The following is a 19,228-nucleotide window of genomic DNA, read 5'->3' as shown; positions in this document are numbered from 1 at the left end:
GGGGCCGCCGCATGAGTATCCTTGCCCGGCTGTTTCATTGAGGGATGTACCCATGGCTGATACCCCGTTTACCGAATCCCCGTTTCCCACCAGTCCGGTGATGCCCAAGCTGTACGATGGCAACAAGACCATCAGTTTCAGCTGCCACAAGGGCATCGGCTGCTGGAACGCCTGTTGCGCCAATATCGATATCACGCTGACGCCCTATGACGTGCTGCGCCTGAAGACGCGCCTCGGCCTCAGCTCCAGCGATTTCCTGCGCCAGTACACCTTCCCGTTCGAACTGGAGAAGGACGGCATCGCCGGCGTCAAGCTCAAGCCGGTGGAAAACGGCACCGCCTGCCAGTTCATGCGCCCGGAAGGCTGTTCGGTGTACGAGGATCGTCCCACCGCCTGCCGCTACTACCCGGTGGCGCTGATCGCCATGCGCAAGCAGGACGAATACACCGATACCAGTTCCTATGCCCTGGTGAAGGAGCCGCACTGCAAGGGTCACGAGGTCGACCGTCCGTTGACCATCGACGAATACCGCCAGGAGCAGGGCGTCGCCGAATACGACGAGCAGTCGCGCGGCTGGCGCCAGCTGATCCTGAAAAAGATGTCCTCCGGCCCGACCATCGGCAAGCCCTCGTTGCGCAGCCGCCAGCTGTATTTCATGGCCTGCTACGACGTGGACCTGTTCCGCGAGTTCGTGCGCTCCGAGGGGTTCCAGAACTCCTTCGAGCTGGACGATGCCACCAACAAGCAGCTGATGGAGAACGATTTGGAGCTGATGCACTTCGGCTTCCGTTTCCTCAAGCAGGTGATGTTCGGTGAGGTCACCATCGCGGCGCGGGAAGATGCCGTGCGCGTGCGCGAGCAGCGTCTGCGCGAGCTGCAGGAGATGCAGATCAAGCGCCGCGTCTACGATCCGGCGGACGAAGCGCTGGAATTCATCTGACGGCACGATGAAACGCCACGCCGCCCTGCGCCAGCTCTCCAGCGATCACCACAGCGGTCTGGTGCTGGCGCGGCGGGTGAGCAAGCTGGCGGCGGACAGCGACCTGCGGGGGGCGGCGCAGAATCTGCTGACCGCCTGGCGGACGGAGATCGGCCCGCACTTCGTCGCCGAGGAAGAGTGGCTGCTGCCGCTGTTTGCGCGCTACAGCGCGCCGGACCATCCGCTGATCGTGGAGACCCTGCGTCAGCACGTGCATATGCGCGCCCTGATCGATGAGATCGAGGAGGGATTGGTCGCACCGTCGCTGCCCCTGTTGCAAGCCCTGGCCGCTGCCCTGCGCGAGCATATCCGCTTCGAGGAAAACGATTTGTTTCCGGCGATCGAGGCGGCGCTGCCGGAAACCCAGCTCCAGCGTTTGCTAAAGCATTTTGCGCCGTTGTAGGGTGCGCACACCGGCAAGAAATCAGAGATACAAGTTACAAGTTACAAGTTACAAGGGAATGAACTCGCTGCGCTCGTGCTGCTTAAGAATTGAAATGGCCGTACGTGCGGCGCACGCCTTCCCTTGCATCTTCCCTCTCTAATCTTGTATCTGACTTATCCAACCACGTTTGTTTGAGGAGCCAAGAGTGTTCAAGGTAAACGAGTATTTCGACGGCAAGGTCAAGTCCATCTCCTTCACCGAGACGGAAGGCGCCGCCACCGTCGGTGTGCTGGCGCAGGGCGAGTACGAGTTCAATACCGGCAAGGCGGAGATCATGAGTATCGTCTCCGGCAAGGTGGCGGTGTCGCTGCCCGGTGAGAGCGGCTGGCGCGAAGTAAACGCCGGCGAGAAGTTCCACGTGCCCGCCAACAGCAAGTTCGGCATCAAGGCGCTGGTGGAAAGCGCCTATCTGTGCCAGTTCCGTTGATGGCATGAGCGCCCCTGGCACAGAGCTGCGAAACAACAGAGTCCGCAAATGAACGCGAAAAACGCAAATTCCCGCAGGGGCGCGCCGTCCCGGTTGGCGTTTATTTGCGTGGCTCTTCCCCGTATCGAGTGGGTAGCTTACCCTGTTGAGTCATGAGAGACATAGACCTATACGCCCAGATTCTTGGCTTACGGTCGCCGTGGAAGGTGGCCGATGTGCAGTTGCTGCGTGATGCCGAGGAGGTTCGGATTCACGTGGTCCCGGAGCCGGGAGTGACGTGGAGCTGTCCGCACTGTGGACGCCCCAGCCCCGGCTACGACAGCAGGCGTCGGCAATGGCGCCATCTGGACACCTGCCAGTACAAGACGGTGCTGGAAGCGGACGTGCCGCGGGTGCAATGTGCAGAGCACGGGGTGGTCACGGTGGCGGTCCCGTGGGCAGAACCGGGTTCGGGTTTCACGGCGCTGTTCGAGGCGCTGCTCATTGACTGGCTGAAGGAGGCGAGCACGCAGGCGGTGGCGCGACAATTGAAGCTGAGTTGGGGCGCCATCGACAGAGTGATGCAGCGCGCGGTGAAGCGCGGGCTGTCCCGCCGTGAGAGCCAAGCGCCGGAATACTTGAGCGTGGACGAGACCGCCTTCGCCCGGCGCCACGAGTACGTGACCGTGGTGACTGACCAGGAACGTGGCGTCGTGCTGCACGTGGCGGACGACCGCAAGACGGAGAGCCTGTCGGCCTACTATGCCGGGCTGAGTGATGAGCAGAAGGCCAACATCAAGGCGGTGGCGATGGACATGTGGCCGGCCTATATCAGCGCCACGGAGGCGCACATCCCACAGGCGCGGGAGAAAATCGCCTTCGACAAGTTTCATGTCGCCAAGTACCTGAATGATGCGGTGGACAAGGTACGGCGACAGGAGCATCGCTCCCTGTTGGCCGTGGGCGAGGACTGCCTCAAGGGCAGCAAATATGACTGGCTCACCAACCCGGCCAACATGACGCGTGCGCAGCAGAACCGCTTTCGTGCACTGCGCGATGGCAGCCTGAAAACGGCGCGGGCCTGGGCCATCAAGGAATTCGCCATGGGCCTGTGGCACTACGACAGCCGCACCTGGGCGGCCAAGGGCTGGACGCGCTGGCTGTCTTGGGCTGTACGCAGCCGACTGGAGCCGGTGAAGAAAACCGCCGCAACGATCAAGAAGCACCTGTGGGGCATCATCAATGCCGTGGTGTTGAAGGTACACAATGGCCATGCCGAAAGCATCAACAGCCGCATCCAGCACATGAAGAACCGGGCGCGGGGGTTCCGCAATCGGGAGCGTTTCCGTACTGCCATCTACTTCCATCTCGGCGGCCTTGACCTATACCCCGCTCAGATGAGAAATCGGTGATTCAACCCACTCGATTAGGTGATGACCCATTTGCGTTTGTTTGCGGATGCCTTCTGCCTTAGCGTCGTTGCGCCGCTATGGCCGTGGGGTGTTGATGCGGTGAGTGAAGTCCCCTCTCCTGCCCGATTCACCTTCGACGCCATCGGCGTCATCCGTTCCCCCTTCAAGGAAAAATTCGGCATTCCGCGTCAGAGCGGGCTGATGAGCGCGGCGCAGTCGCAGCTGGAGCTGCTGCCGCCCTATGACCGTGATGAGGCGGTGCGTGGTCTCGAGGGTTTCTCCCATCTCTGGATCACCTTCGTGTTTCACGGCGTGCGCCAGGGCGATTGGTCGCCGACGGTGCGGCCGCCGCGCCTGGGCGGCAATCAGCGGCTCGGCGTGTTCGCCACGCGCGCGACCCACCGCCCCAACCCCATTGGACTTTCCGTGGTGGAGTTGATCGGCATCAAACGCGAGCAGGGGCATTTGCTGTTACAACTGCGCGGTGCCGATTTGATGGACGGCACGCCGGTGCTCGATATCAAGCCGTATGTACCCTATGTGGACAGCGTGCCCACGGCGCGTGCGGGTTTTGCCGCCGGCGCACCGCAGCCGCGCCTGCAGGTGGCCTTTGCGCCGGAGGCGGAGGCAGTGTGCGTACAGCGGCCGCCGCTGCGGGAATTCATCGTGCAGATGCTGCAATACGACCCGCGCCCGGCCTATCGCGGCGACGAGGAGCCGGGACGCATCTACGGTGTGCGCGTGTTCGACTGCAATGTGCGCTGGCGAGTCGAGGGCGATACCGCGCAGGTGATTGCCATCGACCCTGCGTAGAGCAGGCGGGTCCGCCTGCCCGCGGCGCAATGGCCGCGCAGTTACCACTAAGGAAGGTCTGAATAAGTCCATCCTGGACTTCTCAGGTCGCTCCCGCCCCTCCCTGGGCTGCGCGACATAAGTCCATCCGTGGACAAAACCACGCCAAGCGAAAAGTGTGATTTTCGCTTGGCCTCATTTTTCAACGACTTATCGTCGTTGAAAAATGGCGGCACATCCCTGTGCCGCGGAAGCTCTGAACTTATTCAGAACTTCCCTAAAGGCAGATTGCTTCGCCGCGCACCACCCGCATTTCTTGCCCATACAACAATCGAGGTGGAACATGGCCATCGTGGGTATCACTGATCCGTCGCGCACGCCGCGCCATTGGGCGCCATTCGAGCTTGCCTTTCGGCCATTCTTTCTGCTGGCCGGTATCGGCGCAGTAATCCTGGTTTCCCTGTGGGGGTATGTCTTTGCGCATGGCCCCGCTGGTGCGGGCTACTACGGCTTCATCGGTTGGCACAGTCATGAAATGCTGTTCGGCTACACGGCGGCGGTGATCGTCGGCTTCCTGCTCACTGCGGCGCGCAACTGGACCGGGGTGCAGACCCTGCGCGGCGTTCCCCTGGCACTGCTGGCCCTGCTGTGGTTGGCGGGTCGCGTGCTGGCGCTGCTGCCGGCGCCGCCCTGGCTCACCGCGGCGGTGGACCTGGCCTTTCTGCCGCTGGCCGCGCTCGCCTTACTGCTGCCGCTGTTGAAGGGACGGCATTACAAGAGCCTGATGTTCGTCGCCATTCTGCTTGGTCTGGCCCTGGGCAATGGGCTGGTGCATCTGCAACTGCTCGGCATGACCGCACACACCGCGACGGCAGGTACTTACCTCGCCGTCGGCATGATCCTGCTGATCATCGTGATCATGGGCGGGCGGGTGATTCCCTTCTTCACCGAGAAGGGGGTGACGACCGGCTTCGTGCGGCGCGAATGGCGCTGGGTCGAAATAGCGGCGCCGCTCAGCGTGCTGGCCCTGGCGCTGATCGAAGGCGTCCTGCCGCAGCCGACCCTGGTGGCGCTGGCGGCGGGCACCGCCGCCGTGGTCAACGGCGTGCGCCTGTCCGGCTGGTATACCCATGCCATCTGGCGCGTGCCGCTGGTGTGGGTGCTGCAGGTGGGGTATGCCTGGCTGGTGCTGGGGCTTCTGCTCAAGGCGGTGGCAGCCGCCAGCGGCGCGGGGACGCTGCTGGCGCTGCACGCCGCCACCATTGGCGGCATCGGCGGCATCACCCTCGGCATGATGGCGCGTGTCACGCTGGGGCATACCGGTCGCGTGCTGAGCACACCTCCGGCAATGCCGTGGGCCTTCGCGCTGCTCTATGTGGCGGCGTTGCTGCGCGTGTTCCTGCCGTTGCTGCTGCCGTCCTACGCGCTCACCGTGGCGCTGTCTGCGGTGTTCTGGTCGGTGGCGTTTGCACTGTTCGTGTGGAGTTATGGCCTGATGCTGCTCAGGCCGCGCATCGATGGCAGGCCGGGATAGCCTGGCGGCACCGCTGTGTGATTCTGCCGCGCGGTTTCGGTTACACTGCGGGTCTTACCGCGACTCTGTGACCCGATGAAAATAGCCGTCAGCGAACTGATCGTCCGCTACCTGGAACGCCTGGGGGTGCAAACCATCTTCGGCATGCCGGGCGCGCACATCCTGCCGGTCTACGACAGTCTGTACGACTCGCCGATTCAGACCGTACTGGTCAAGCACGAGCAGGGCGCGGCCTTCATGGCCGGTGGCTATGCCCGCGCCTCGGGCAAGATCGGCGCCTGTATCACCACCGCCGGTCCCGGCGCCACCAATCTGGTCACCGGCATCGCCAACGCCTATGCCGACAAGCTGCCGGTGCTGGTGCTGACCGGGGAGACCTCGACCCACATCTTCGGCAAGGGCGGCCTGCAGGAAAGCTCGGGCGAGGGCGGCAGCATCGATCAGGTGTCGCTGTTCAAGGGCATCACGCGCTACAACAAGATCGTCGAGCGTACCGACTATCTGGAAAACGTGCTCAACCAGGCGGCGAAGATCCTGCTGTCCGATCAGCCCGGCCCGGTGCTGCTCAGTTTTCCCTACAACGTGCAGCGGGAACTGGTCGATGCCAATCTGCTCGAGCGCATCCACAGTTGCCGTCACACACGCTCGCAGCGCGAATGCGCCCAGCCGGCGCAACAATTGGCCGAGATGCTGCTGGCCGCCGAACGCCCGGTGATGGTCGCCGGTTACGGCTGCCTGCGCGCCGGCGCGCAGGGCGAACTGGAACAACTGTCGGCCCTGCTCAACGTGCCGGTAACCACCAGCCTCAAGGCCAAGGGCGTGATCAGCGAGCAGTCGCCGCTGGCCCTCGGCAGCCTCGGCGTCACCTCCAGCGGCCACGCCTACCGCTATGTGGTGGACCGGGCCGATCTGGTGGTGTTTCTCGGCGCCAGCTTCAACGAGCGCACCAGCTACCTGTGGGACCCGGCCCTGCTCGGCGGCAAGAAGGTGGTGCAGGTCGATCTCGACCCGGCGCAGCTGGAAAAGGTGTTTCCCGCCGATCTCGCCATCCACGGCGATATCAAGGTGGTGCTGGGAGGTGTGCTGACCTATCTCGACGGCCGCGAGGCCGAGGCCGCCAGCTTCGCGCGCCTGCGCGGCGAAATCGAACGCTCCAAGGCGGCCGTCACCAGCGATTACGCCATCTTCCAGTCCGGCTTTGCCCTGATGGAGTATTTCTTCCGTGCGCTGGAGCAGAACTTCCCGCGCGGCGTGCAGGTGTTCGACGACAACATCATCTTCGCGCAGAACTTCTACAACGTGGCGAGCGGTAACCGCTACTACCCCAACTCCGGCATTTCCTCGTTGGGGCATGCCATCCCGGCTGCCATCGGCGCGCGCTTCATCGAGCAGCGACCGACCTTCGCCATCATCGGCGACGGCGGTTTCCAGATGTGCGCCATGGAGATCATGACGGCGGTGAACTACGGCATCCCGCTCAATGTCGTGGTGTTCAACAACGCCACCATGGGCCTGATCCGCAAGAACCAGCACCAGCACTACCAGCAGCGCTTCATCAGCTGCGACTTCGTGAATCCCGACTTCGAACTGCTGGCCCGCTCCTTCGGCATTCATTACCAGCGGGTGGAGGGCATGATGGATGTCGATGCGCTGTTCGCCCACTGCGACCTGCGCGATTCGATCAACCTGATCGAAATCGTCATCGACAAGAATCTGTTTCCCAATTATTCATCGCGGCGATGACTGCGCCCGCCCCCCACGACATCACCCTCGTCATCCCCGTCGCCGATCGTCCGCGCCACCTGTCCGACTGCCTGCATACATTGCTGGAGCTGAAGCGCCGCTATCCCTATGCCGGCAAGGTGATGGTGCTGGTGGCGGAGGACAGCCGCGACGCCAGCAGCATCGAGCAGCACCGGGCCATCGCCGCGTCCGTCACCGCGCAGGGCATCGCTGTGCACCACCTCGGCCCGGACGCGCAGCGCGCACTGGTGGACTCGCTGCCTGCACCACTACGCATGCAACTGGCCGGCATCATTGGCGACGGTGGCAGCTACGCCCACAAGGGCGCCTCCATCACCCGCAACATCGCCTATCTCTGGCTGCGCCGCCAGGTGCAGGACGGACGCCGGCAGCTGATCTGGTTTCTCGACAGCGACCAGGAGTTTCGCGTCAATCTGGCCACGGCCGCCGGTGAGGAGGAGCAATACGCCGTCGATTACCTGAACGGCCTCGACCAGATATTCTCCACCACGCCGGTGCGCATCCTCACCGGCAAGGTGGTCGGCGACCCGCCGGTGTCGCCGGCGGTGATGGCGGGCAACTTCCTCGACGATGTCATGGCGTTTCTGGCCGATATGGCGCGCTGCACGCCGCAGGCGCCATGTACCTTCCATACGGCGCGGCGCCCCGCCGCCGATGCCGCCTATCATGATATGGCGGACATGTTCGGCTTCAAGGCGCCAGAGGCGTTCCGTTATCACTGCCACCTGCGCGGTGCGCATGATCACGTCGCCTGCTTCATCCATTTCGCCGCCCGGCTGGCGCGCTTTTTCGACGGCGAACACCCGACGCGTCGCAGTGTGTATCAGCCGGCCGAATTGTTGGGGACCCTCACCCCGGCGCGCACCATCTACACCGGCAATTACGTCTTCACCCCGGACTGTCTGGACTACTTCATCCCCTTCGCTGGCCTCAGGCTGCGCATGGCGGGACCGACGTTGGGACGCATCATCAAGGCCGAACTGGGCGCGGGCTTCGTCTCGGCCAACCTGCCCATGCTGCACCGCCGCACGGTGGAGGGGCTGGGCCAGTCCGAATTCCGCCCCGGTATCGAGCGTGCACAGACGCAGATCGATCTGTCCGGCGAATTCGAGCGGCAATACTTCGGCGATGTCATGCTGTTCAGCATGGAACGGCTGACGGCCCTGGGTTATCCGGCGGTGTCTCCGGCCGAAGATGAGCTGACGCGCACGGTCGGCGAAGTGGAGGCGCAGATGCACGCCAGGTATGGTCACAAGCATCAACAGATCGTGGCGAAGATCGCGCAGCTGCGCAGCTTGTACGAGAGTGACGCTGGCTGGTGGCAGCAGCGGGATGAGCTGGCCGGGGCAAGGCAGCTGTTCGGGCAGTTCATCGCCAACATGCAACACAACTTCGGCGACGAGGCCCGCGCCTGGCAGCAGGTCAATGACCTATCCCGCCGTCAGGCACGCACAGCCGCCATCATCGATGCGCTCAGGCGCTATCCTGAAGATCGAAATGCCTGGCGCTCCGTCCTCGGCCAGGCTTTCGAGCAACGCGGCGACCCCGTGACGCACGCTGATGTCCCTTTCCCGCAGCCCTCACCGCTCCCCGAGGGAAAGGGGATATAAACTGCTCAGCGCAGAAACATCCGGTACACGACATGAACGTATTCATTCTCAATACCGGCCGCTGCGGCTCGACCACCTTCATCGAGGCCTGCCGCCACATCGGCAATTACAGCGCCGGCCACGAATCCCGCGTGCAGCTGCTCGGCGCCGCGCGCCTCGCCTATCCGCCGCACCACATCGAGGCCGACAACCGCCTGTCCTGGCTGCTCGGCCGCCTCGACGCCGCCTACGGCGACAACGCCTACTACGTGCACCTCACCCGCGACCGTGCCAGGGTCGCCGCCAGCTTCGTGCGCCGCGCCGACTTCGGCATCATGAAGGCCTACCGCGAAGGCATCCTGCTGCACGATGAAACGCAGCGCGCCACGCGCGCGGCCATCGCCGACGATTACATCGCCACCGTCGAGGCCAACATCGCCCTCTTCCTCAAGGACAAGCGCCACAAGATGGACTTCCGCCTGGAAAACGCCCGGGAAGACTTCCGCCACTTCTGGCACTGGATCGGCGCCCAGGGTGACCTCACCGCCGCCCTGGCCGAATGGGACTTGCGGCATAATGCCTCGCCAAGCTGATGGTTACATCGGGTATGAGCAGTTGTTTTTACGCCAGGTTCTTGCCGCAGGCTTACTCCTGGCATTGCCGGCGAGGTGTCGTGCCGCGAGGGCTGCGCTATTCCGGCTCATGAGCGTGGGCCAGAACGCCATGGACTGTTTCATCTGCTGCGCCGGATCTGCACTATTGCGCAGCCGCGCTCCAATGCCAGATAGGTGTGCGTGGTGTTGCGGTACTGCGTCTGCCACATCGCCACCACTTCCATTTCATCCGGCCGCGCTGCGTCGTCCATGAATACCGTACACTCATCCTTCATGTATTCGAGCAGCAGCGGCAACGCGGGATAGCGCGAGTGTTGCTGGATGAAGCCGGGTGGGCCGTCAATGACCAGCATGTCGATGTCTTGTACGGACAGTTGCGAGACGTCATACCAGCGATAATTCCGCTCGTGGATGGTGCGGGGTATCAGGGGTGCGTGCAACACGGCGGAGTATTCATTCAGTCCATAGCGGCTGATCTCGCTGCGCGTGTTGGCAGCATAGTCGGCGTCGTTCTCCAGGCTGTAGACATGACCGCCTCCATTCAGGGCGCAGGCGCGCGCCAGCATCAGGGTGGTGAGGCCACTGCCGCATTCGACGATGGTCTGTGGCTTATCAGTCAGTACATGGTCGACGATGAGTTGCAGGAAATCGGGTGCGGCGGACCACTGCGGCGTATACGGGATACCCTGGGTGAGACCCAATTGGGCGCACAGCGCGTAGTAGGCTTCGATGCTCACAGTCGCCACAGTATATGGCCGGCGTGGCGGATCGCATGAACGTCGTAGCTGGATTTCACATCGACAAAGACGCCGCCGGGCTTGAGGTGGGCGAGCAGTTCGGCGAGTGGTAGTTCATGGTAGCTGCGGTGGTTGACGGTAGCGATGATGGCATCGACGTTGCGCGGTAGGTGCTGCCACGGCGTTAGCGTGATGCCGTATTCGTGCATGGCCTCGTCCGGCTCGGCGATCGGGTCGTGCACGTACACTACACAGCCGAAGTCGCTCAGCTCGCGCACGATGTCGGCCACCTTGGAGTTGCGCAGGTCAGGGCAGTTTTCCTTGAAAGTGAGGCCGAGAACGATGACTTGCGCACCTTTTACCGCGCTGCCGGCCTTGATCAGTTGCTTCACCGTCTGTTGCGCGATGAAGGCCGCCATGCTGTCGTTGATGCGACGGCCGGCGAGGATCACGTCCGGATGATGCCCCATCATTTCGGCCTTGTGCGCCAGGTAATAGGGATCGACGCCGATGCAATGGCCGCCCACCAGGCCGGGGCGGAAAGGCAGGAAATTCCATTTGGTTCCGGCCGCTTCCAAAACTTCCAGGGTGTCGATATCGAGGCGATCAAAGATCAGCGCCAACTCGTTCATCAGCGCGATGTTGAGGTCGCGTTGGGTGTTCTCGATGACCTTGGCGGCTTCCGCCACCTTGATGCTGCTGGCGCGGTGCACGCCAGCGTTGACCACCTGCTCGTACAGTGCGGCGACGCGCTCCAATGTCGCCGCACTGTCGCCGGCCACCACCTTCAGTGTGTTACTGAGGGTATGTTCCTGGTCGCCGGGATTGATGCGTTCCGGGGAGTAGCCGACGTGGAAGTCTTGTTGCCATGTCAGACCCGAGGCGCGCTCCAGCACCGGGATGCAGATCTCCTCGGTGGCGCCGGGATAGACGGTGGATTCGTAAATGACGAGCGCACCGCGCGGCATGTATTTGCCCACGGTCTCGGAGGCACTGATGAGTGGCGCAAAATCGGGCCGCCGTGCGCTGTCCACCGGCGTGGGGACTGTGATGATGATGATATCGGCGCGCGCGAGCAGGGCCGGATCGGTGCTGCAGGTGAGCTGAGTCGCGGCTTGCAATTCAGCAGTGGTGACTCCGCCGGTGGGATCGATGTGGCGTCGATAACTCTCGATGCGCGTGGCGGAAAGGTCGTAACCGAGGGTGGGGCCGCGCTTGCCGAAGGCCACGGCGAGCGGCAGGCCTACATAGCCCAGGCCGACGATGGCGATGGTGCTGTTCATGCTGTGTGTTCCGCGCACATGGCGGGCATTTTACTGGATGAGGGATGAAAAAAAACGGGGCCTTACGGCCCCGTTTAAGGAGGTCACCGTATCTTGCGGTCTTAGCCGAAGATGTCGTTGGTGATGTTGGCGAACCAGCCGTGAGCATAGTGGGCCTCGCGGCGCAGGGCCTCGGCGCTGGCATCGGACGGTGTAACGCCGCCGGCTCCCTTGACCGCGACGATCTCGTTCTTGGCCTCGTCGAAGGTGTAGACGATGCTGACCGAGATGCCGTGATCTTCCGCCACCACGCTGTAGCAGGTGTTCATGTAGGACGGGAAGCCGGGCTCGCGTCCGGCCAGCAGATCGGCTACTGCCATGGCACAGACCTTGGCCTGCACGTTGGCGCTGTAGCCGGACTTCGGCATGCCGGCCGAGTTGCTGGCGTCGCCCAGGACATGGATGCCGGCGTGGATCTTGGACTCGAAGGTCTTCTTGTTGACCGGGCACCAGTCGCCATCGGTCAGGCCCGCGTCAAAGGCGATCTTGCCGGCCTTCTGCGGCGGGATGACGTTGATGACGTCGGCCTTGATCTTGTCCACCGCGCCCTGCACGGTCATGGCCTTGCCGTCGACACCTTCGATCTTGCCGCCCTGCGAACCGGATACCCACTCGATTATGCTGTTGCTGGTGCCGTAGCCGTAGTGTTTCTTCCAGCCGGCCATGAACAGGCCCTGCTTGGCGAACTTGTCGCCGGAATCCATGATGATGACCTTGGACTTGGGCTTGTGGCGCTTGAGGTACTGGGCGATCAGGCTGGCGCGCTCATAGGGCCCCGGTGGGCAGCGGAAGGCGCCGGCCGGCGTGGCGATGACCACGGTGCCGCCGTTCTTCATGTCGAGCAGCTGCTTGTGCAGGGCGACGGTCTGCGGACCGGCCTTCCAGGCGTGGGGAATGGTGCTTTCCGCCAGTTCGGCGCTGTGGCCCTCGATGGCGCCCCACTTGAAGTCGATGCCCGGAGAGACGATGGCGCGGTCATAGGAGAAGGTGGCGCCTCTCTTGGTCATGATCTTCCGGGTGGCCGGGTCGATCTGGGTCACCATGTCGTGCACAACACGCACGCCGTGGCGGCGCAGGCCGTCGTAGCCGAAGGTGATGGAGTCGAGATCGCGATCACCGCCCAGTACTTCGTTGCTCATGAAGCAGGTGTAGTACTTGGGATTGGCCTCGATCAGGGTGACCTCGATGGAGGGATCGGCCATGCGCAGGTATTTGGCGGCCGTGGCACCGCCGGGGCCGCCGCCGACCACTACCACCTTGCCGCCGGCACCGCCGCGGCTCATACCGCCGGCACAACCGGCGAGGGTACCGACGGCAACGGCGCCGCCGGAAAGTTTGATGAAGTTACGACGTGAAATCATTGTGTTCTCCCCCACTGTTTATTGCTGGCTGCCGTAGAAATGGATCAGGGCATCGACACTGGACTTGTCGTGGCTCTTCAGCATTTCATCGACCTTCTTCTTCATGTCCTTGTCCATGGTGCGCTGACCGTCGAGGAAATCGGCCATGGTGAAGGTGAGATAGGTCATCGACTGACCGGCCAGGACGCCGCCCTGATCCGGCTTGCGGCCGCCGTCCTCGTGGCACTTTTCGCAGAACTTGTCATGCAGGCGCTGGCCCTGGCTGGCCTTGGCCTTGTCGAAGCCCTGCTTCATGGGGGTGAGTTTCTGCTGGGCGAAGTAATCGCCCATCAGCGCGATCTCTTCATCGGAGTAGCCCTTGGCCACGCGGTCCATAACCGTTGCCTTGCGCTCGCCGCTCTTGAAGGCCTTCATGGTGTCCACGAAGTATTCCGCGGGCGCACCGGCGAGGCTCGGGATCTGCGCCATGCTGGAGCCGCCGGTGCCGTGGCAGGCGGCGCAGGTGTTGGCGAGCATGACGGCGGAAGGCGTGGCGGCCCATGCCGCCCCACTCAGGGCCAGCCCTCCGGCAAAGACCATTTTCTTGAATAGTGTTATGGACCCCATTCTCAAACTCCTCCTTTGCTTTGATCGTTTTATGTTTCTGCATAGGTATCCTGGCGGACGCCGATAACCACAATACCTGTATGCAGAAAAATTCAAAGGATAAAATTTTTATGACAGTCAGGAGTGACAGGTGATGGCAGGTATGCCGGCGATGGGGGAGATTTGGCAATAAGTCGGGACAAAAGGGCGTGGGTAGCCAGGCGCGGCGCCAAGCAGAGGACAGGCCTTGCAGGGATGCGGCCCTGACGGCGAAACAGCAGCTTTCGTTGCACAAAAAAAGCCCCGCACGGAGCGGGGCAGTAAGCCTCATTGAAAAGGCTTGTTGTTATTTGTTCGCGATGTCTTCCAGCTTGCCGGCACGGATGATCTGGCCATCCAGTGCGGCTTCCTGGGCCGATTTGCCGTAGGCCACGGCGATAAGCTGGGTGTAGTAGACCACCGGGATGTTGAACTTGGTGCCGTAGGTCTTGTTGATGTTGCTCTGATAAGACTCCACGTTCATCTGGCACAACTGGCAGGGGGTGACGATCATGTCGGCGCCGCCGTCGTAGGCCGCCTCGATGATTTCCTTGACCAGGGCATGGCCCTTTTCCGGCTCGGAGAACATCAGGGCGCCGGAGCAGCAGGCGACCTTCTTTTCGTACTTGTCCACCGCCTGGGCACCGCAGGCCTCGATCATGTGATCGAGATAGAGCGGATTCTCGAAGGACTCGCCGGCGATGCCGAAGGGGCGGTTGGTCTGGCAGCCGACGTAACCGGCGATCTTCACGCCTTCCAGCGGCTTGGTCACGCCCTTGGCGATGGTATCCAGGCCGATGTCCTCGACCAGTACCTCGACCATGTGGCGGGCCTTGGGCATCTTGCCGGATTCGACCTTGAGGCCGATCTCGGCCAGCGCCGCGTTGATGCCTGCACTGACCTTGGGATTGTGCTCGACACGCTCCTGGGCCTCGCGGGTGGCGATCCAGCAGGCGGCGCAAGGGGCGACGATGTCGGCGTCGCCGTTCTGCTGCTGGGACAGGGCGATGTTGCGCGCCGACAGGGACAGGCGTGGCACTTCGCCACCGCCGGCATAGCCGATGGAGGCGCCGCAGCAGTTCCAGTCGTCGATCTCCTTCAGCTTGATGCCCAGCGCATCGCACATGGCGTTGGATGAGCGCAGGAAGTTGTCAGCCGACGCCTTGGGCTGGGACGAACACCCGGGATAGAAGGAATAGAACTCTTTCTTGGCCATCAGTCTTCTCCTCACTCACCAAACTTGGTGATGTGCTCCGCTTCGAACTCTTCGGCCTTCTTCAGCATCTTGGCGATGCCGGAGAGGTCCTTGCACTTGTGACCGCCGAAGTACTCCATCGGGTTCATGCGCTTGCTCTTCATCATGGCCATGCCCAGCTCGCGGCCGGCGAGGGCGTTCTTGATGCCCTGGCTGAAACCGTTCATGAAGTACAGGCCAACACCGATCTTCAGCTCGTTGACGCGGCCGTTCTTGGCGATGGAATCCCAGAAGATCTGGCCGAATTCCTTGGTCGGCTGGCGGTTCGGCGCCAGGCCGAGGCGCTTCGCGTAGCTGGCCAGGCCGTGCATGATGTGGGTGATCGGCAGGCCGCGCGGGCAGCGCGCGATACAGTTGTAGCAGGAGGTACACATCCACATGGAACTGGAGGACAGTACTTCCTCGCGCTTGCCGGCACGGATCATCATGAACAGTTCCTGGGGCGGATGCTCCCAGTGCGGGCCGAGCGGGCAGGAGCCCGAACAGACGCCGCACTGCATGCACATCTTGACCCAGGTGCCTTCCTCGACGTTCGCCTCGACTTCCTTGAGGAAGTTGGAGCGGTACTTCTCGACCATCGCCTGATTCATGTCGCTCATCGTGGTCTCCTTAGAACTTGAAGGGGCTCATGCCGATCTCGCCGATCAGCTTTTCCATATCGTTGATGATCTGCGGGATCCGCTGGATGTCGGCGATGGACACCTCGTAGGTCTGCACCCGCTCTTTCTCCAGGTTGAGCTGGGTCAACGTGTCGTCGATCTTGCTCATGCGGTAGTGCGCCATCTCGGAACCCTTCACGAAGTGGCACTGGTAGTTGTCGCCCTTCTGACAGCCCAGCAGGATGACGCCGTCGTAGCCGCTGTTGAGGGCGTCGGTGATCCAGATGGTGTTCACCGAACCGAGGCAGCGTACCGGGATGATGCGGGCGAAGGCGCTGTATTCCTGCTTGGTCATGCCGGCCATGTCGAGCGCCGGATAGGCATCGTTTTCGCAGGCCAGCACCAAGAGGCGCGGCTTCTCGGAGAATTCGTCCGGCATGTCGACGGCCTTGAGCTGCTGACCGATGGTCTCGACGGAGTAGTTCTCGAAGGAGATGACGCGCACCGGGCAGGCGCCCATGCAGGTGCCGCAGCGGCGGCAGCGTGACTCGTTGTACTGTGGGAAGCCCTTCTCGTCCTCGTTGATGGCGCCGAATGGGCATTCCACGGTGCAGCGCTTGCACTGGGTGCAGCCTTCCTTGCGGAAGCTGGGGAAGGACAGGTCGCCGGAGCGCGGATGCGCGGCGCGGCCCAGGGCGGCGTTTTCGCAGGCCTGGATCGCCTTCAGCGCGGCGCCGGTGGCGTCTTCCATCGCCTGATGGGCATCCATCGGACGGCGTACCGGGCCGGCGGTGTAGATGCCAGTGCGACGGGTCTCGTACGGGAAGCAGATGAAGTGCGAATCGGTGAAGCCGCTCTTCAGGTGCGGCACGTCGGTGCCCTGACGGTACTGCAGGTTGAGGATCGATGCCGGGGCGCTGGCCTGTTCGGCCTTCAGTTTCTCCGCCAGGGCGGTGTCGCCGGCCTTGTCGGCGGCCTCGATTTCCTGCGTCAGGTATGGGTTGGGGCCGCTGGCCGGCACCATGCCGGTGGCCAGCACCACGATGTCGGCGTCGATGGTGGTATCTTCGGCGAGGATCTTGTCGGTGTAGTTCACCTTGAGGCCCTTGCCGGCCGCCTCGATCGCGCTCACCTTGCCCTTGGAGAAGGTGACGCCGGCTTCCTGGCCACCGCGGTAGACGTCTTCACCGTCGGCACCGGGGGTGCGCAGGTCGTCGAAGATCACCGTGGCGTCGCCGCCGGCCTCCTTGACGTAGCGGGCCTGTTTGATGGAGGTCATGCAGCAGTGACCGGAGCAGTAGGGCAGGTGGCCCTCGGCGTCGGAACGCTGCCCGGCGCACTGCACGAACACCACGTTCTTCGCATCGGAACCGTCGGACTTCTTGATGGCGCCGTTGTTGGCCTTGACCATCTGCTCGAAGGCCAGCTGGTCCATCACGTCCGGGCTCTTGCCGCCGCCCAGTTCCGGCAGCCTGGTGATGTCGTACGGGGTGAAGCCGGTGGCCTGGATGATGGCGCCGACGGTGACCTCCTTGCTGGCGCCGCTCTCGGTGGCCAGGGTCACGGCGAAGCGGCCCGGGGCACCTTCGGTCTTGGCGACGGTGGTGTTGAGGTGGACGGTGATGTTGCCGTTGGCGTTGACCGCGTCGATCATCGCGCCGGTGGTGTTGTCCGCCAGCACGTTGTACGGGGCCTTGTCCGGATACTTCTTGAACATCTGCGCGGCCACGCCGCCGAGGGCGCCGGTCTTCTCCACCAGCTCGACCTTGTAGCCGGTCTTGGCCGCTTCCAGCGCGGCGGTCATGCCGGAAATGCCGCCACCGACCACCAGGATGGTGCGCACCAGGCCCTGTTCGCCGGAGGCGGAGGGTATCTTCATGTGCTTGGCTTCGGCGCAGGCCATGCGCACGTAGTCGTCCGCCATCTCCTGGGTGGTCTCGGCCGCTTCCGGGGTGTCGGGACGGACCCAGATGACGCCTTCACGCAGGTTGGCGCGGGAGATGGCCACGCCCTCGAAGCTGAAGGCCTCGGTCTTGGCGCGGCGCGAGCAGGCGGCGATGACGACGTGGGTGACGCCGGCGGCGATGTCGTCCTGAATCATCTTCACGCCTTCGGCGCTGCACAGGAACGCGTGTTCCCTGGCCTCGGCAGCCTTGCCCTCGCGCTTGGCGACGCTGGCCAGCTGGGCGGTATCGAGGCGCTCGCCGATACCGCAGCCCTGGCAGATATAGGCTCCAATCTTCATGTCAGCCACTGTTTAACCCTCCTGACCTGCAACCCGATTGACCACCTGGATGGCGCGCAGCGCGGCCGCGGTGGCGTTCTGCGCGGCACGGTTGACGTCCAGCGCATCGGACGAGCAGCCGGCACCGTAGATGCCGCAGTCACTATCGAGATCGATGAAGTTGTGTTCGTTGATGGGGACGCCAGCGGGGAACACGCCGGCCGGCACGGTGGATTCCATGCCGGTGGCCAGCACGACCAGGTCGTGCTCGTTGGCGTAGCGCTTGTAACCCTCGGTGTCCACGCCCTTCAGCACCACGTTGTCACCGCTGCCGGCGACGATGTTGGCGACCTTGGACTTGACGAAGGTGACGTTGGGGTCTTCCTTCACCTTGCGGTGGAAGTCGTCGATGCGGTCGATGGCACGGATGTCGATGTAGTAGACGGTGGACTTGCAGTTGTCGCCCAACTGGTCACGCACATAGGTGGTCTGCTTCAGGGTGGCCATGCAGCAGATGCGCGAGCAGTGCTTGAGGTGATTGACGTCACGGGAGCCGGCGCACTGGATGAAGGCGATGTTCTTCGGCGCCTGGCCGTCGGAGGGGCGCACGATCTTGCCGCCGGTGGGGCCGAACGGGTCCAGCATGCGCTCGAACTCGACGTTGGAGATGACGTTTTCGTAGCGGTCGTAGCCGTAGGGCTGGATCTTCGCCGCATCGTACGGCTTCCAGCCGGTGGCCCAGACCACGGCGCCGACGTTGAGGCTCAGGTTCTGTTCCTGCATCCCCAGGTCCACGGCGCCGTACTTGCAGGCGGCCTTGGCCTTCTCGCCGTCGTCGGTGCCGACGATGCGCGGGTCGATGACGTAGCGCTGCGGGTAGGCCATGTGGGACACCAGATAGGCGCCCTTGCGCTGCTTCATGCCGTAGTTGAACTCATCGGGGAACTCGGCGGAGACGGCCTTTTCGCATTCGCCGCAGGCGGTGCAGTTCTCGTTGACATAGCGCGGCGCCACCTTGACGTTGACGGTGAAATTGCCGGCCGCGCCGCTGATCCCGGTCACTTCCGCCATGGTGATCAAGCGCACGTTCTTGTTGGCCTTGAGGCGGCGGTACTGGATTTCCAGACCGCAGGTGGGGATACACAGCTTGGGGAAGTATTTGTGCAGCTGGCTGACACGGCCACCGACGCTGGGCGACTTTTCCAGCAGGATCACCTGCTTGCCGCACTCGGCTGCCTCCAGGGCCGCCGTCAGGCCGCTGATGCCGCCACCCACGACCAGTATGGTCTGGTTGGTTGCGATTACCTCAGACATTGAATTTCCTCCATCAACGGATGCATGCGAATTCTGCGCCGCGTGGCTGTGTGGTCCGCAAGACTAGGACGCCAGGCGCCACGGGGAAATAGTCCTTTTTGAATAGGAACGACACGATACCCGCTCTCCATAAGAAATTACATATAAGGAACATCGAATTTTCCGATAACTGAATAGATTGCATGTATGTATTGCGGAATGTCGCGCCATGACGGCGTGGAGCGATGGATGGGGGCGTTCGGGTTGTATCGGTGGGG

Annotated in this window: 17 protein-coding genes; 9 read left to right on the top strand and 8 right to left on the bottom strand. The window is 63.0% G+C overall.

The window, feature by feature from the left end; translation table 11 throughout:
- Positions 1 to 52 precede the first annotated feature (52 nt).
- The 9 genes from EP379_RS13630 (at position 53) to EP379_RS13590 (ending at position 9,514) form a co-directional block, all read left to right on the top strand.
- On the top strand, positions 53 to 940 hold the full coding sequence (locus EP379_RS13630; RefSeq protein ID WP_127478323.1) for a YkgJ family cysteine cluster protein: 888 nt from the start codon (positions 53 to 55) through the stop codon (positions 938 to 940).
- A gap of 7 nt (positions 941 to 947) precedes the next feature.
- Entirely contained in the window at positions 948 to 1,382 is a 435-nt protein-coding gene (locus EP379_RS13625) for a hemerythrin domain-containing protein (protein WP_172600495.1), read from the top strand.
- A gap of 187 nt (positions 1,383 to 1,569) precedes the next feature.
- Complete coding sequence (gene ppnP, locus EP379_RS13620; protein WP_127478321.1) at positions 1,570 to 1,851, top strand: pyrimidine/purine nucleoside phosphorylase; 282 nt, start codon at positions 1,570 to 1,572, stop codon at positions 1,849 to 1,851.
- A 152-nt stretch (positions 1,852 to 2,003) separates the two neighbouring features.
- A complete protein-coding gene (locus EP379_RS13615) occupies positions 2,004 to 3,242 on the top strand; it encodes an ISL3 family transposase (protein WP_127474685.1) in 1,239 nt (412 codons plus the stop codon).
- Between the two features lie 99 nt (positions 3,243 to 3,341).
- Positions 3,342 to 4,055 (top strand): tRNA (N6-threonylcarbamoyladenosine(37)-N6)-methyltransferase TrmO, encoded by a 714-nt coding sequence (gene tsaA / locus EP379_RS13610; RefSeq protein ID WP_232023914.1) that lies wholly within the window; start codon positions 3,342 to 3,344, stop codon positions 4,053 to 4,055.
- A gap of 322 nt (positions 4,056 to 4,377) precedes the next feature.
- The gene (locus EP379_RS13605) at positions 4,378 to 5,568 is read left to right on the top strand and encodes an NnrS family protein (RefSeq protein ID WP_127478319.1); all 1,191 of its coding nucleotides are present in this window, start codon (positions 4,378 to 4,380) and stop codon (positions 5,566 to 5,568) included.
- A 75-nt stretch (positions 5,569 to 5,643) separates the two neighbouring features.
- Positions 5,644 to 7,311, top strand: a complete 1,668-nt coding sequence (locus EP379_RS13600; protein WP_127478318.1) for a thiamine pyrophosphate-binding protein — start codon at positions 5,644 to 5,646, stop codon at positions 7,309 to 7,311.
- Positions 7,308 to 8,942, top strand: coding sequence for a hypothetical protein (locus EP379_RS13595; RefSeq protein WP_127478317.1), 1,635 nt, complete (start codon positions 7,308 to 7,310; stop codon positions 8,940 to 8,942). The genes EP379_RS13600 and EP379_RS13595 overlap by 4 nt, the downstream gene beginning before the upstream one ends.
- A 32-nt stretch (positions 8,943 to 8,974) precedes the next feature.
- A complete protein-coding gene (locus EP379_RS13590; RefSeq protein WP_127478316.1) occupies positions 8,975 to 9,514 on the top strand; it encodes a hypothetical protein in 540 nt (179 codons plus the stop codon).
- A 140-nt stretch (positions 9,515 to 9,654) separates the two neighbouring features.
- On the opposite strand, the gene EP379_RS13585 is transcribed toward EP379_RS13590, so the two are convergent.
- The 8 genes from EP379_RS13585 to EP379_RS13550 form a co-directional block, all read right to left on the bottom strand.
- A complete protein-coding gene (locus EP379_RS13585; protein WP_127478315.1) occupies positions 9,655 to 10,272 on the bottom strand; it encodes a class I SAM-dependent methyltransferase in 618 nt (205 codons plus the stop codon).
- Positions 10,269 to 11,555, bottom strand: coding sequence for a nucleotide sugar dehydrogenase (locus EP379_RS13580; RefSeq protein WP_127478314.1), 1,287 nt, complete (start codon positions 11,553 to 11,555; stop codon positions 10,269 to 10,271). Before EP379_RS13580 ends, EP379_RS13585 begins: the two co-directional genes overlap by 4 nt.
- A gap of 101 nt (positions 11,556 to 11,656) precedes the next feature.
- Positions 11,657 to 12,955 (bottom strand): FCSD flavin-binding domain-containing protein, encoded by a 1,299-nt coding sequence (locus EP379_RS13575; protein WP_127478313.1) that lies wholly within the window; start codon positions 12,953 to 12,955, stop codon positions 11,657 to 11,659.
- Between the two features lie 18 nt (positions 12,956 to 12,973).
- The gene (locus tag EP379_RS13570; RefSeq protein WP_127478312.1) at positions 12,974 to 13,561 is read right to left on the bottom strand and encodes a c-type cytochrome; all 588 of its coding nucleotides are present in this window, start codon (positions 13,559 to 13,561) and stop codon (positions 12,974 to 12,976) included.
- A gap of 325 nt (positions 13,562 to 13,886) precedes the next feature.
- Entirely contained in the window at positions 13,887 to 14,795 is a 909-nt protein-coding gene (locus tag EP379_RS13565) for a CoB--CoM heterodisulfide reductase iron-sulfur subunit B family protein (RefSeq protein WP_127478311.1), read from the bottom strand.
- 11 nt (positions 14,796 to 14,806) lie between these two features.
- Positions 14,807 to 15,433, bottom strand: a complete 627-nt coding sequence (locus EP379_RS13560) for a 4Fe-4S dicluster domain-containing protein (protein ID WP_127478310.1) — start codon at positions 15,431 to 15,433, stop codon at positions 14,807 to 14,809.
- Between the two features lie 10 nt (positions 15,434 to 15,443).
- Positions 15,444 to 17,687, bottom strand: coding sequence for a hydrogenase iron-sulfur subunit (locus EP379_RS13555; RefSeq protein ID WP_127478309.1), 2,244 nt, complete (start codon positions 17,685 to 17,687; stop codon positions 15,444 to 15,446).
- 3 nt (positions 17,688 to 17,690) lie between these two features.
- Positions 17,691 to 18,971: an FAD-dependent oxidoreductase gene (locus EP379_RS13550; RefSeq protein ID WP_127478308.1), complete on the bottom strand. Its 1,281-nt coding sequence runs from the start codon at positions 18,969 to 18,971 to the stop codon at positions 17,691 to 17,693.
- Positions 18,972 to 19,228 lie beyond the last annotated feature (257 nt).

Origin of the sequence: Sulfurivermis fontis (assembly GCF_004001245.1) — a bacterium.
In the GTDB taxonomy this organism is placed as follows: domain Bacteria; phylum Pseudomonadota; class Gammaproteobacteria; order Thiohalomonadales; family Thiohalomonadaceae; genus Sulfurivermis; species Sulfurivermis fontis.
This window is presented reverse-complemented; position numbering and strand designations above follow the sequence as displayed.